Raw genomic sequence first — 14,992 nt, 5'->3', positions numbered from 1 at the left:
TATACCAATGAGTTACTTTTATCTTTTTTGCTATTCTCTTCTTTTTCTTTCTAATTCGATAAGCAAGGGCGTATCGTAATCCTACCCTTTTAATAATTTTTATTGTTTTAGACTTTTTCACTCTTATTTCCCAATCGTTTTGATTACTTCTATTATAGTGAATCTAAGTAACTTTTTATAAAAGCCTATTTTTCAAACATAAAAATAATATCCCCAAATCAGCCCGAACAATCCTAAAAATAGCACAGGTAGAGTAACTACAAACGCCACTGCCATATAACGCATAAAACTAATGCGGATTCCATAGCCTTTTAACCTTTCAAGCCAAAGTAAAGTTGCAAGTGAGCCTATGGGTGTGAGTTTCGAGCCAATATTGCAACCAAGCAAATGTGCGATGATAAGACTTTCCTGCGCCTCATTCAAATATGCTTTAAAATCTGCAAGTGCGAGATTACCAAGCATTACCATAGGCAGATTGTTTATCACACTACTGCCAACACCACTTCCAAGCCCCATACTTACAATCTGCCATTCTTTTGGCAACGAGACAAACAACGACAGATTATCACTTAGAATCTGCAACACACCGCCATTTTTAAGCCCAAAAACGACAACAAATAGCCCAAGAGAAAATAATACTATACCAAAGGGTGCGTTTTTAAAACAAGAGAATATCCCTAGCTGCCCTTTTATCTTGCCATAAAGCAATGCCAAAATCGCACATAGAAATGTAAAACTTGAGAGTGGAATACCTAATTTATGCGCAAAAGCAATACCAAACACAAGAAGGAGTAGCAGGGCAAAACAAAAGATAATGCAACCTTTAGAAATATCACTTTGCAAATCCCTAAATTCAAGTCTAGGAGGCAAGATTCTCCTCACTATATACCAAAATCCTACAATCCCACAAATCACAACAATTTGGGGCAAAAACATAAGCACGCTAAAGCGGAGTGAGGGAATCTCAAAAAAATGCGCGGTGATAATGTTTGTGAGATTAGAAATAACAAAGGTATTTGAAGCAAAATCACTCACAAAGCTTACAAGAAACAAAAATACAATTAAAGGCGTGAAAAATACCTTTGTATTATGCACTTTAAAAAGTGTGAGGATTAAAGGTGTGAGGATTAAAATAGCACCATCGTTTGCAAAAAACGCACTTAAAAAAGCACTAAAAAGCACAAGAAAAATATAGAATCTTGCGCTACTTAAGCTTTGTTTCTCACCCTTTTGACTTAAGATTCGGATAAGTAATAATGCAAGGAAATCAAAAAATCCTAATGTTTCAAACGCGAGAGTAAGAAGGATAAGTCCAATGAGTGTAAGTGTGCTATCCCACACCATTGCCCATACACGCCAAATATCGTCCAAATTCACTACATTGAATAAATAAGCGCCTACAGCTCCTAAAGTGCTAAACACCCACAAAGGAAGATTTAAAGGACGCCAATAAATAAGAAGCATTGTGAGTATAAAAAGACTAAAAGCCATAAAATCCATAAAAGGCTACCTCGTTCATACCTGCTTTGATTTGCAATTTTTGCGAGATTCTAACATAGAGGGTATTAAGAAGAGTTAAGATTAACTTAGCTTCAACTGCTCTATTTCCCTAAGCGCATTCTTAAGACTTATACAAATTTGCTCACTTAAATCTTTTGGGCTTGGTAGATTCTCCAAATCCTCTAAACTCTCATCTTTTAGCCAAAAAATATCCAAATTCATTTTATCGCGCTTCTTAATCTCCCCAATGCTAAACGAGCGAAATCGCTCACTCTCCTTGCGATTTTCCATTGCCCCCACGCAAAAACAAGATTCAAACTCCCTTAAATGCTCCGCACTTAAAGGACTTGTTACAAGGCTTAGATTCATATTCGTGCGCATATCATACACCCACACTTTTTGCGTGGAATCCTCGCTTGTTGCCACTTTGTCAAAAAACAGCACATTTGCTTTCACCCCTTGTGCGTAAAAAATCCCTGTGGGCAGTCTCAAAATCGTATGCAGATTGAAATCCTCTAAAAGTTTTTTACGCACCTTTTCGCCAGCTCCCGCTTCAAACAGCACATTATCGGGTAGCACCACCGCAGCCTTACCCCCGATTTTTAAAAGATTCATAATGTGTTGCAAGAAATTTAGCTGCTTATTAGAGGTTGTGGCGAAAAAATCCTCTCTGTTGTATTCGTCCTTTTGGCTTTTCACCTTGCCATTTTCGGCTAGAATCTTAGTTGCCGATTTCTTGCCAAAGGGCGGATTGGTTAGCACCCTATCAAACCGCCGATTGCCTAACTCACTTAGAGAATCCCCGATTTCTATAATGCCTCCCTCGCCCCCAATTCCGTGCAGATACAGATTCATAGCGCACAAAGACGCCACTAAGGGCGTGATGTCCTTGCCACAAAGCCTCTCATTTCTTAAGCATTTGATCTCCTCTTTGTCTTTCGTCTGTGCTTTCATCGCCTCATACGCACTTAGCAAAAATCCACCCGTCCCACACGCAGGGTCGCACACCTCCATATTGGGCTTTAGCTCCATTAGCCCCACAATAGAATCTATCAGCACGCGAGGTGTGAAATACTGCCCTGCTCCCGCCTTTGTCTCTGTGGCGTTTTTCGCAAGCAGCCCCTCATAAATCGCGCCTTTGACATCTACATTCAAGCCTAGCCAAGTCTCACTATCCATAAGCACAAAAAGCTTTTTGAGATTCGCGGGTTCTTTGATTTTGTTTTGCGCATCATTATAGACAAGCCCTATCACGCCCTCACTCTTTGCAAGTTGCGCTAACGCGGCATTATACGCACTCTCTAGCTCCAGCCCATCTAGGTTTATAAGCCGCTCCCATTTGCAGCTTGTAGGGATTTTGCTATGCTCCCCGATACTCTCCCGCTCACTTTCCATTTTCAAAAACAGCAAATAGCTTAACTGCGCGACATACTCGGTATAACTCACACCACTATCACGCAAAATCGTTGCGAAATTCCACACCTTTGCAACAATCGCTTTTTCACTCATTTTTACCCCTTTGTATTATTTTAAAAGTTTCAACCTATTTCCACAATATGTTAATTTTCTCTCATTTTTTTAACACAATTTCCAATTCTGTTAAAAATCAAGCGGAATTTTAACATACTCCCTTTTTAAACAATTCAAATAAGCCAATATTGACATAATAATGATTCCTACCTATTTTTACACATCGCACGATTTTAAGCTCCTCACAAATTTTAAGATATTTTGAAGCAGTCTGCCTTGTGATATTAAGCTTACTTGCAATCGTTTCTATCCTAGTGTATGGGTGTATAAACAAAGTCTCTAAAAAATCTTTTGTGTAAAATTCAGTTTGATTTTTTAATAAATCTTTTGTGTGTTGCATAAGGCTTTGAATAGTTTTTATTGTTGTAGTCGTTGTTTTAGAAGTATATTCTACTCCTTTTAAAATATAGCTTATCCACTCTTCCCACGCATTTTCATCACGCACTTTTTGTAAAAGTTCATAATATTCTGCCTTATGCCGCACAATATAACCACTTAGGTAGAGTATAGGCAAGTCCAAAAGCCCTTTATACACAAGATATAGGATATTAATAATCCTCCCACTTCTCCCATTCCCATCATAAAATGGGTGTATGCTTTCAAATTGATAATGAATAATTGCCATTTTGATAAGCGGGTCTAAGTCTTGCATACTATCATCATTTATATATTGCTCTAAATTACTCATTAAACGCACTATATCCTCATAATGCTGTGGTGGAATATGCTTAATTTCTCCTGTGCTTGGATTTTTAAGCATTGTGCCACTTTGTCGTCTAAACCCCGCATCATTGCGTTCAAGTCGTTTTTGAATCGCCAAAATATGAGAGTTTCTAAACAACCTATCCCTACTAATAAGCCAAAATCCTATTTGTAGAGCCTTACCATAATCTTGCACCTCTTTAGTAGCTTTTGCCATTTTACTCTTATCAACTTGCGATAAAAACAATTCATCGTGCGTAGTGATAATATTTTCTATCTCACTAGAATCCTTTGCTTCTTGTAAGACTAATGCATTAATCAATATAAAGCGGTTGGGAATTGTCCTTGCTATACCTCTTAGCTCACTCAAAGCCCTTGAAGCAGTTACAAGTAATTTATACATATTTTCACTTATAGGAATTTCTAATGGAAGTTCATTTGGGATAAATTCTTTCATTCGCCTTGCCTTGATATGTTAAAAAATATAAAATTTTTTAACATTATAACAAAATATGTTAAAAATCAAGTGGAATCTTAACATATCAGCTCACCCTTAAACGCTTGGTTTAAAAGTGAGGATTTGAGTTTTTGGAGATTTTCTAGGCTTGCATTCACAAACTGCTCCAACTTCTCCAAATGCGCAAACTTGGATTCTAAAATCTGCACGATTTGATTTTGGGTTGCAAGGGGCGGAATCTTTAATGCTACCTTTTTAAGAGTATCTTTTGTAATACCATTAATAGTTGTCCCTCTGCTGCTAACAATAAAATTTTGTGCCTTATTTCTTATTTGAAATGCCATAAATTTCACATTTAAATCTATTAAAGGCAATAAGGCTTGACTATCTTGACTAAAACAAGTTTCTACATCTGTGATGCCTACCTTACCGAGTCCAACTCTTGTTACAACAATAATAGTATTTTTTGGCACAAGATTTGTAGCAGAGGCTTGAATAGCACTTTGATTTATAAATTTTTTAGGGATAATTGTAAAATTTTCATTCTCTATATTTGCGCTTGTAATCCAAGCAATATTACCGCTCCAAAACTTAGGGTTTGCAGTAGAGGGCGTTCCACCACCTATGACCTTAAATACTTCCCCAAGTGTTTTAATTTCCCAACCTTGCGGAATTTCTTCCTTTATGAGAGGGTGGAGGGGCTTGAATGGCGAAGTCGCTCCCTCCTCCCTCTCAAACTCTCCCTCCACCCCGACAACGCTTTTTAAGGTTTGCACTTTGTGCGATGAATTTTGAGATTCTGTAAGTTTGCCGCTAAAGGCGCAGTGGAGCAAGGAGGATTTAAGGCGCGGAATGTTTGTTTGAACCGACTTAAGATGACGCACTGCCTCATCAATATGCGCAAAGGCATTTTCTAGCTTTTCCACTATGGCTTTTTGAACCTCAAGGGGTGGGAGGGGGATTTTTTCTTTTTTATAATCCCTAAAATAAATATGTGGAATCGCTGAACCACTTATGTATTGGTTAAAATTGATTGTATGCAAAAAATGATATAAATATTTTAAATTCAAATTTTCATTTGCTTGTATGTAAGCCATTGTCCCTATTAAAGATGATTTTTCAGGCAATAGAAAGATTCTACCTACTCCCGCGCCATCTTTGACGATACCCAAACTTTCATTTTCTATGGTGTAGAAATCAATAGTTTTTAAAAATCCTTTCGCCCCATAGATTGGATATTTCCCTGTATTATTTTCAATACTGCTTAAAACAATATTTGAATTTTTAGAAGTGCAAACTTCTGCTAAGGTTTTAATTTCCCAATTTTTTGGAATATTGTTTATCATTATTTTCCCAATCCATCATAAAAATATTTTAATATATACTCATCAAAATCATCAAAATCATTGTGAGATTTGAATAAGTTTATTATTTCTTCAACGCTTGATTCTTTAAATGTTTCTAAAGCTTCATCAATCTTTAAATCATTATTTTCAAAGTTGATAAAGTTATATTTGTGCAATTTCTTTGATAACATTCTTGGCAAGCCAAATTCTTCTAAGGTATAGACAACAGAGGGAAGAAATGCGTTAGAAAGTTTGCTTACAAAGGGAGAAATATTAATGTGCTTATCAGGATAAAGAATTTGCTGTATTTCATTAATATCGTTAAAAAAACTAGCTATATCAAAAACAATGATTTTTTCAATATTAAAATAATCATTTATGTTAATAGTGCTATTGTTCAATAATGCAGAAGTGCCATTCCAATTATATTTTGCAAATACTTTAATATTTTTATATGCTCTATCTAGCTTCTTATCATTGTTAGAAAAAATATTTCTAACAGATTTTACCTCTAACAATCCCCAAGAATCTGGATTATCATTGTTAAGATGTTTAATGCTCTTCATAATTTCATTGACACTTTCTATGATTTGCAGGACATTTTCAATATTCATTATTATTTTGTAATTTTTTATATAGCTTATTAATTTTTGAAATTTTTGTTTATCTTTTATGAGACTGAATAGCTTCTGTTCAATTAATTTTTTACTTTCTAAATCAGGATTTTCTAAATCATTTCTATATAAAAACTCTTCATCAGGATTAATATCAATTTTTTCAACTTCTTTTTCTTCTATTTTATTTTCATTATCCAACAAATAAATATTTCCTACAAAATACTTAAACATTCTTCCGCCTCTACCAATTATATTTTTATAAGTAAAGCTGTTCAAAGAATCATTAGCAACTTGATTATTCCATATAATAATATTTCTTGCTGCAGTATTTACCCCTTCAATTAAAGAAGTAGTGCTTACCATAATATTCATACTAGGGTTTTCAGAAAATAATTTAACTTGTAATTGTTGTATATATCTATGAATTGCGGAATTATGTTGCCCTATACCATTTTTTATATTTGTTGCAAAATCCCATTCTCTGGCATAGTGTTTTTGCAGCCATTGAGAAAACGAATTAAGTTCCTCATTGCCTGCTTTAATAAATTTTAATAAAATTTTACATAATTTTTTAGAATTAGGTTTTGTGCTAACATAAATCAAACTTTTGCCAATTTCATTTTTTAAAAGATTTTGAATTTTTAATTCCTTGCTCCCTGTTTCTTTGCTTAAGTCAAATTTATTGAGAGCCACTGTTGTGATTGTCAAAATTTCTTTCTTTAAACCTGCTAGAAAAATTTTATTTTTAGACTTATCTTCTATGTCGTCTGCATTAGGGCATATATAATATTTTTGTTTGGCAATATTTTTAAACTTATTAACAATATTGTGAAGTATATGTGTTCTTCTGTCTTTATTAGACATTTTATAAAACTCATCTACTATAAATAAATCCAAGCTTTTTTCTCTAAGATTCTCAAAGTATTCTAAAGCCCTTTCCTGCGGGAAAATAAATATATTTTTATCTTTTAGTTGAGAACCGCTAGTTGTAATAATATGATAGTCACTACCAAATTTTAGCGTTAATCTTCTTCTTGTCTCGTCCATAAGCGAAATAGTTGGAACGATAATTAAGATATTGCTTGGTTTTTTAATGGCGATGAGTGCATCAATAATAAAGCTTTTTCCAAAACTTGTAGGAGCTGAAAGGATTAGATTTTCTCCCTCCAATAATCGTTTTAAAATCCTTGATTGCTCTCTATGCAATATCTTTGGTTCATTCTCTCCTACATCAGTCTTGAAACATTCACACACGAGCCTATCTGAAAATATGGCTGTATCTTGATTGATATAAGGATATATTCCAACCTCTCTAATTAAGTGGTTTAATACAGGGGAATAATTTCGTTTATTACCTATTTTATCAAGCAATCTAAAAAGCTCATTAGCTTTTTCTTTGTCATCAAGCGTGTAGATTCTTTTGCATTCATCAAAAATTTGTTCGTTAGTCATCATTGTCTATGTGCCTCAAAAATTTTATTGATTTGTGCTACTAATTCTTTTTTATTGGGAATTGGAAAAATTATAATATGAAATTTAATATATTCAATCAAAGGTATATTATTAAGTTTGCTAATAATCTTTTGAGATAAATTGCCGCATTGATTCTTATGGAATTCAATAATTAAATTTTTATAATTATCATCAAGACAAACTGAAGGGTTTTGCAAATGTTTTTTTGTCATTTCGCACTCATAAATAATAGAAATAGGTATATGCAAGATTTTTTTCATCTCATCTAGTGAAGTTCTATCATTAAGTGTCTTTTTTAGCTCTATCATTAAAAGCTTCTTTGAATCATCAGCATCACTTAAATAATCCTCAATATCATTTAAATTCATTATTAAAGATTTTTCCTTTTTTAATTTATCAGTAGCCAAAAGTTCATACACAGATTTTACTGCTTCATTAATAGAACCTGTTATATCATTATAAATTTTTGATTCTCCAAGCCATATATGATAAGTATTTTCTTCTAAGGTTATATGGACACTATCTGCGCCTTTTGCGTTATCATTAGGGTTTTGTTTGTAGAATATTTTTGGAACAACTGGTAAAGCATTGTAATAGCTTTTCATAATACCATATAAAAAAACTTCTCCAATTTCACCCCCTGAGTTATCAATGTGCATTTTAGAAATAGCTCTTTCCAATATATCACCTTCATTTCCACTCAACGCATCTCTTTCTTTTTTATTTAACGCAACTTCTTTTAGATTATTTATAATAAAATTCCTAAATTTCTTGCTCCTCCATTGATTGCTCTCAAAATCATTAACAAGAGATAGCATAGCGTGATTCACCGAATCATTTGACATAAGCCATTCGTCAATCAACACTTCAAAATCTACCTTATCCTTGTCTCTATATTTTGTAAAAGTATAATCACTCATTTTTTCCTCCTACCCCACCAATGCCAAGCTTAGTTCCTCCACGAGTTCGCCTAAATTTTCCTTAAAAATCGCTTTTGCTCTATAAATCCCGCCTAAGTCTGCGCAAATCTCTTGAATATCCTTAACTTCCGCACAGCCATTTGCGATAATGTATTCTTTGATAAGCTCCAAAAATGCCTCTTGCTCGGGGCTAAATGCAATGCCCTTTTTCTTACATCGCCCACGCCACAGATTATAACGCGCATTCGCCCCAATCGCAAAATCTTGCAACTCTGTGTCCATTTTGAGTGCATAGCGCACAAGGGAGATGAGGTTGGTTAGGTTTTTGCTAGGATTCTTACTCACTTTGCCCTTATCACGCAGTTTATACGCATTCCATAAGCTTGGAATATCCATAGAATCCTGCTTAAGCTTATGCGCTAATTCTGCAATCACCTCATAAGTTAGGTGGCGATTTTTGTAATTTTGTGAGTAGATAATGCTTAGAGCGGTGATTTCGTCTTTATGCTGCAAAATGAATTCATTAAATTGCGCGATGAGATTCTGCGCCTTTTGCGTGTCAAATTCTGCACTAAGCACAGAATCCTGCGAGATTTCATCAATATAAATTTTGCTCTTTTTTGCCAACTCTAAAAGCAGCTTGCAAAATGTGTCATTTGTAAAAATCTCTAGTGGATTGTGCGCCACCTCTGCCCTCTCTAACGCTTGTAAGGAATCCGCAAATGCTAAAATCTCTTTTGCAAGTGCGCAAAGGCTTTTGTTAGAATTAAGTTCTTGCAAACTCGCATTATCCTCCTTGCTTAAGCTTAACTCTAAGCGTGTAAGCCTTGAAGCGAGGCTTAAAAGTGCGTCTTTGTCATATTCACCTTTTGCCACACTCTCGCGCACCTGTTGCAAAATCTCCTTTAAACTTAAGCGTTTCTTGCGTTCTAAGGGGCGTGAATCAATCTTTTGGCTTTCACTCACGCCCACCGCGTCAATCACATAAAAACGCGTCTTACAATCCGCATTTGGCGTAACAGCCCTTAAATCGTCATTATGGATACTCCGCACCCCGCGCCCAACCATTTGCGCATAATAACTCGCCGATTTGACATCACGCATAAAAATCAGCACTTCTAAGGGCTTAATGTCTGTGCCTGTGGCTATCATATCCACCGTAACCGCGATTCTAAACTTTTTGGAATGCCTAAAGGCATTGATAAGCTCGTGTGGGTTTTGATTGCCGATATTATAGGTGATTTTTTGCGCAAACTCATTGTCTGCGTTAAACACTTCTCGCGCAAGGCGCACGATTTCCTCTGCGTGATTATCGTCTTTGGCAAAAATCAAAGTTTTAGGCAAATAGCTTCGCTCACGTTCGGGAAAAAGTAGGTCAAAGACTTTGTTTTTATAAGTCTCTAAAATCGTGCGGATTTGGCTAGGAGCAAGCACGGAGCGGTCTAAATCTGCTTTGGAATATTCTAAATCCTCCTCTAAGCTCTCATAGCCGATTTTTCGCGTGTCTTTGTCGCGGAATGGAATCTGAAATTCTGCATTCGCTTCAATAATGCTTCCTTGCTCGCTAATGCGCGTTTTAATCCTAAAGATTTCATAGCCCACATTGACTTTGTCAAGAATGGATTTTTCTAAGTCATATTGCGCCACAACATTTTGAGCGAAAAACCCTAAGGTATGCTTAGAGGGTGTCGCGCTAAGCCCGATAAGAAATGCGTCAAAATACTCTAGCACCTGTCGCCACAGCCCATAAATGCTGCGGTGGCATTCATCAATAACGATAAAATCAAAGGTATCAATGCCAATTTTGGGATTATAGGCAACTTCTTTTGTTTCTTTATCCTCATTTTCAAAGGCGGAGTGTTCCTCGTTTGCGCTATCAAACTCACTCTCTCCACGCAAAATAGAATACAGCCTCTGAATTGTCGTAATCACGACTTTGGATTCTGTGAGAATGTGATTTGTCTCTAAATGCACCACATTATAAATCTCGCTAAAATGCCGCTTATCTGCGCTTGGGCTGAAATTATCAAATTCTTTTTTGGCTTGTTTGCCAAGATTGTTTCTATCTACAAGAAACAAAATGCGCTTTGCTTTTGCTATGCTTAGCAGACGATACGCAAAATTACAAGCGGTAAAGGTTTTACCTGCACCGGTTGCCATTTGGATTAAGGCTCTTTGTTTGTTTTGTTTCAAAGATTTTTCTAAGCCCTCTATGGCTTCTTTTTGACAATCTCTTAGCTTTTTAGAATCTTGGCTGCTTAGTGGCGGGATATGTCGGATTCTCTCACGCAAAGAATCGGAATTAAGCTTCTCTAAAAGTTCTTTTGGCGTATGAAAGGCAAAAATCCTCCTTGCGCGTGGGTTTGGTTCGCGCAAATCTGTAAAATAAATTTCACTCGCATTGCTGACATAAACAAAGGGCAACATACCTTGAAAAGAGGGAATATGCGCGGGAAGAGTATAAGCATAATTTTTGGCTTGATTTTCCGCCCCACTTAGAGACAAAGAAATTTTTTTCGCCTCTATCACTCCACACGCCTTACCCGCGACAAATAGTATATAATCCGCCCTTGTGCCATTTTTTAGGATAAATTCTTTTATGGCGAGATTGCGTGCTGCATTGGGAGTGGAATCCCCTAAAGCGTAATCCTTAAAATCTCTTAACTCAAATCCCGCTAGTGATAAAAGCTTATCAATCTCTTCTCTTGCTTTTTGCTCTGGTTTATCCAAGATTCCCCTTTGAATTGCTTTATTATATTTTACAATAAACTTGAAAGTTATGCGCAAGGAATCGTAACTATTTTTTGGTAAAATACTATTCAAGAAGCACAAGGCACAATAGAGCTAAAAGGAGTCCGCTTGAATAATAAGCATTATTTTTTAACAATCTCTTTGTTTGCAGTGATATTTTTAGCAACTTCTAGCCTCGCAAGTCAAAAGGACAGCACTTTAAAACAGACTAATCCTTATTTAAAATCTTGGAGCGACATAGGGGAATTTTTTGCAAGTGATTATTTCTATGCGCCACTTTCTGGCACTTCAAGGCTAAGCAGCAACTTTTTTAGTATAAAGATTCTCAAGCACAATAAAAATACTTTACAATTAGGCTTTCTACTTGAAAAAGCGATAAATGGCGGGGCTAGACTTAGAGAATGGGGGAATGAAGGCTCTTGTTATAGAAATAATGAGAGCAAAGGTGAGCCCATTGCACTTTTAAAACCTTTAAGCCCTACACAAGCACAGATTCTATTCCCTGTTTTTCCACAATGCACCCTTATGGCACAAAGAGATGCTCAATACTTATATATTAATATAGAGAAGCAAAAGGTAAATAAAGCCTGTGCGTTTTTAGAGCAAAAATGTGAGCCTGATGTGGGTGAAGAATATTATATCACTGATAAATATTATAAGCTTAAAGCCGGATTTGACTGCACAAATGCAAGAAGTGCGAGTGAAAAGAGCATTTGTTCTGACCCCTCTCTAGCAAATGACGATAGGATAAATAATGTCTTGTATCTTGGTGCAAGAGAATATATAAAGAATCTCGCCTTAGAAGAATTAACGCTATACACAGATAAAAATAATGAAGTATCTATCAATGAGCTAGATTTAAAGCTTATAAACACTCTACAACAAGAGTTAGAGACACAAAAATCCCTTCTGCTTAAAAAGCTTTTAAATACTCAAAGAACGTATTTAAAAAACAGAGAATCTTGCAGCGATGATAAGAAATGTATAAAAAATGTTATGGAGGAGAGATTTGGTGAATTAGACTATCCTTTTCCAAGATATGAAGAAGAAAATATAAACAAAGCAGTGCAAAAAGTCTTTATGTCTCAAAAAAAGGATTAATATGAAAATGCCTCCACTCAATGAGCAAGAACGCGCAGTTCTTTTACATAAAGCCACTGAAGCACCTTTTAGCGGTGCTTATACAGATTGCTTTGAAAATGGAATCTATCTTTGTAGGCAATGTGGCACACCCCTTTATGAATCAAATGCAAAATTTCCTTCACATTGTGGTTGGGCAAGTTTTGATGATGAGATTCAAGGTGCGATAAAGCGCATACCCGATAGTGATGGTGTGCGCACTGAGATTATCTGCGCTCATTGTGGCGGACATTTAGGACATATCTTTGAAAATGAGGGCTTTACCCCTAAGAATATACGCCATTGTGTAAATTCACTCTCGCTTAGCTTTCGTAAAAACAATGCTCAATAAGAAAAGATAGAATCTACCCTATACGAGCGATTTCTTCGCTTAAAAATGTCTTCCAATGTTCAGGTGTAAGAGCTTTAGCAGTAATAAATATATCCTTATCGCCGCGTCCGGAAATATTAGCAATAATTTTTTTGCCTTTTATATCTTTGCATAGGCGTATAACAGCAGCGAGAGCGTGGCTAGATTCTAAAGCGGGAATAATGCCCTCATATTGAGCAAAAAAGCTAAGTGCTTCTAAAGCCTCTTTATCTGTGGCAGATTGAAATTCCACACGTCCAACCTCATACAAATGTGCTAATTGAGGTCCAATCCCCGCATAATCAAGTCCTGCCGAAATAGAATGCGTATCACTAAGCTGCCCATCTTTATCTTGCAAAAACAAGCTTTTATAGCCCTGTGCAATGCCTTCACTTGCATTTATTGTATTAATCCTAATAGCATTTTCCCCCTCTTTATCTCCTATACCTCCAGCTTCAACGCCAATAAGTCGCACACGCTCTTCTTTGAGATAATGAGTAAAAAATCCCATAGCATTGCTTCCTCCACCCACACAAGCTACCAAAATATCAGGCAAGGAGCTAAAATAAGCCTTTGTTTGCTTCTTAAGCTCTTTACTTATCACACTCTGCAAATCTCGCACAATATCAGGATATGGATAAGGTCCAAGTGCGCTTCCTAGCACATAAAAGCTATCATCACTTCTTTTACTCCACTCACGCAAAGCCTCATTAACTGCATCTTTAAGCGTCTTGCTTCCACTGCTGACACTATGGACTTTTGCGCCAAAAAGTTCCATATTAAAGACATTGGGACGCTGTCGTGCTATATCTATCTCACCCATAAAAATTTCACACTCTAAACCCAAACGTGCACAAGCTGCTGCTGTGGCTAATCCGTGCTGTCCCGCTCCTGTCTCGGCAATCACACGTTTTTTCTTCATATGCTTTGCTAAAAGCACTTGTCCTAGAGCATTATTAATCTTGTGCGCCCCTGTATTTGCTAAACCTTCAAACTTCAAATAAATATCATTTTTGAGAATCTTTGAAGCATTATGAGCATAAATAAGCGGTGTTGGACGTCCCACAAAATGCTTGAATAAGCTTTTAAGCTCCTTTTTATATGCTTTACTCACAAACACGCCATGATATGCTTTTTCCAATTCTTTTAAAGCCGGAAGCAAAATTTCAGGGATATATTGCCCACCAAAAGCGTGATTACCACCTTTTGCTTCCCCAAAATAACCATTTTTAGATTCTGTAAATATTTTCTTTTTCATTATTACACGCCACTCTTTAATTTGAAAGTAGCTGAGATTATAGAAAAAAACGCATTAGCTTCACTTTAAATAACATTCTTTTTAAACAAAATTATAGTATAATTGACACTTTCTTTAACTTTTATAATCATTTTGGAGGATTCTTTGAGCGCACAACCAAAGCCACAGCTTATGGGACATATCATTGCAGGTTATCCAAGCTTTGAATCAAGCTTATATGCGGCACTTGGTATTTGCCAAGCCGGAGCGAGTTATCTTGAAGTGCAGTTTCCATTTTCTGACCCAAACGCCGATGGAAGAGTTATTGAAGAGGCGTGCAATAAAAGCATAGCGCAAGGATTCAAAGTTGCTCAAGGTTTTAAGCTACTCCACACGCTCTCCCAACACATAAACCAAGACAACAAGCAGCCCACACGACTTATTATTATGACTTATGCTAATCTTATTTTTCATTATGGCATTGAAGCATTCATCAAAGAAGCTAAAAAATGCGGTGTATGGGGTATAATCGCACCTGATTTACCTATAGAATCTGATGAATCTCTCCGCATTTTAGCCAAAAAACATCATATCCGCATTATCTCTCTTATTGCTCCAAAAGTAAGCATATCACGGATTAAAAAAATTGCAAAAATCAGCGATGAAATCGTATATGTCGTGGCACGTGCTGGGATTACTGGGGAAAAAACACATATTGATAAAGCACTTTTTGAGTGGATAAGGCTTATTCAAAAGCACTGCAAAAAACCTATTGCACTTGGCTTTGGGATAAATTCCTACGAACAAGTAGCAGCACTAAAAGATAAAGTAGATATTATTGTGGCAGGAAGTTATTTTGTGCGATTTATTAGCGAGCTTAGCACACAATCTCAACTTAGCCCACAAGATTATATGCACAAACTTCAAGCACACGCACAAATGCTAATGGGTTGGGATATAAATGAGTAAA

The 14,992-nt window shown here is 36.1% G+C and carries 11 protein-coding genes; 3 read left to right on the top strand and 8 right to left on the bottom strand.

Annotation, left to right across the window (positions count from 1 at the left end; all coding sequences use genetic code 11):
• Positions 1 to 192 precede the first annotated feature (192 nt).
• From HH_RS06900 to HH_RS06865, 7 genes are all read right to left on the bottom strand, one after another.
• Positions 193 to 1,500: an arsenic transporter gene (locus HH_RS06900; protein WP_011116264.1), complete on the bottom strand. Its 1,308-nt coding sequence runs from the start codon at positions 1,498 to 1,500 to the stop codon at positions 193 to 195.
• 81 nt (positions 1,501 to 1,581) lie between these two features.
• Positions 1,582 to 3,009, bottom strand: coding sequence for a type I restriction-modification system subunit M (locus HH_RS06895; protein WP_011116263.1), 1,428 nt, complete (start codon positions 3,007 to 3,009; stop codon positions 1,582 to 1,584).
• Positions 3,010 to 3,118: 109 nt separating this feature from the next.
• Positions 3,119 to 4,189 (bottom strand): Fic family protein, encoded by a 1,071-nt coding sequence (locus tag HH_RS06890; protein WP_041309118.1) that lies wholly within the window; start codon positions 4,187 to 4,189, stop codon positions 3,119 to 3,121.
• Positions 4,190 to 4,266: 77 nt separating this feature from the next.
• Positions 4,267 to 5,535, bottom strand: a complete 1,269-nt coding sequence (locus HH_RS09230; RefSeq protein WP_011116261.1) for a restriction endonuclease subunit S — start codon at positions 5,533 to 5,535, stop codon at positions 4,267 to 4,269.
• On the bottom strand, positions 5,535 to 7,607 hold the full coding sequence (locus HH_RS06875) for a DEAD/DEAH box helicase (RefSeq protein WP_041309117.1): 2,073 nt from the start codon (positions 7,605 to 7,607) through the stop codon (positions 5,535 to 5,537). The genes HH_RS09230 and HH_RS06875 overlap by 1 nt, the downstream gene beginning before the upstream one ends.
• Positions 7,604 to 8,545: a HamA C-terminal domain-containing protein gene (locus HH_RS06870; RefSeq protein ID WP_011116259.1), complete on the bottom strand. Its 942-nt coding sequence runs from the start codon at positions 8,543 to 8,545 to the stop codon at positions 7,604 to 7,606. Before HH_RS06870 ends, HH_RS06875 begins: the two co-directional genes overlap by 4 nt.
• A gap of 9 nt (positions 8,546 to 8,554) precedes the next feature.
• Positions 8,555 to 11,275, bottom strand: a complete 2,721-nt coding sequence (locus HH_RS06865; RefSeq protein ID WP_011116258.1) for a DEAD/DEAH box helicase family protein — start codon at positions 11,273 to 11,275, stop codon at positions 8,555 to 8,557.
• A gap of 129 nt (positions 11,276 to 11,404) precedes the next feature.
• On the opposite strand from HH_RS06865, the gene HH_RS06860 reads away from it, so the two are divergent.
• A complete protein-coding gene (locus HH_RS06860) occupies positions 11,405 to 12,397 on the top strand; it encodes a hypothetical protein (RefSeq protein WP_011116257.1) in 993 nt (330 codons plus the stop codon).
• 7 nt (positions 12,398 to 12,404) lie between these two features.
• Positions 12,405 to 12,767: a methionine-R-sulfoxide reductase gene (locus HH_RS06855; protein ID WP_034366867.1), complete on the top strand. Its 363-nt coding sequence runs from the start codon at positions 12,405 to 12,407 to the stop codon at positions 12,765 to 12,767.
• Between the two features lie 13 nt (positions 12,768 to 12,780).
• On the opposite strand, the gene trpB is transcribed toward HH_RS06855, so the two are convergent.
• Positions 12,781 to 14,043 carry a tryptophan synthase subunit beta gene (trpB, locus tag HH_RS06850; RefSeq protein WP_011116255.1) on the bottom strand — a complete coding sequence of 421 codons (1,263 nt, stop codon included), beginning with the start codon at positions 14,041 to 14,043 and terminating at the stop codon, positions 12,781 to 12,783.
• Positions 14,044 to 14,187: 144 nt separating this feature from the next.
• On the opposite strand from trpB, the gene trpA reads away from it, so the two are divergent.
• The gene (gene trpA, locus HH_RS06845; RefSeq protein WP_011116254.1) at positions 14,188 to 14,991 is read left to right on the top strand and encodes a tryptophan synthase subunit alpha; all 804 of its coding nucleotides are present in this window, start codon (positions 14,188 to 14,190) and stop codon (positions 14,989 to 14,991) included.
• Position 14,992: the final 1 nt, after the last annotated feature.

Origin of the sequence: Helicobacter hepaticus ATCC 51449, assembly GCF_000007905.1 — a bacterium.
Classification (GTDB): Bacteria; Campylobacterota; Campylobacteria; order Campylobacterales; family Helicobacteraceae; genus Helicobacter_C; species Helicobacter_C hepaticus.
This window is presented reverse-complemented; position numbering and strand designations above follow the sequence as displayed.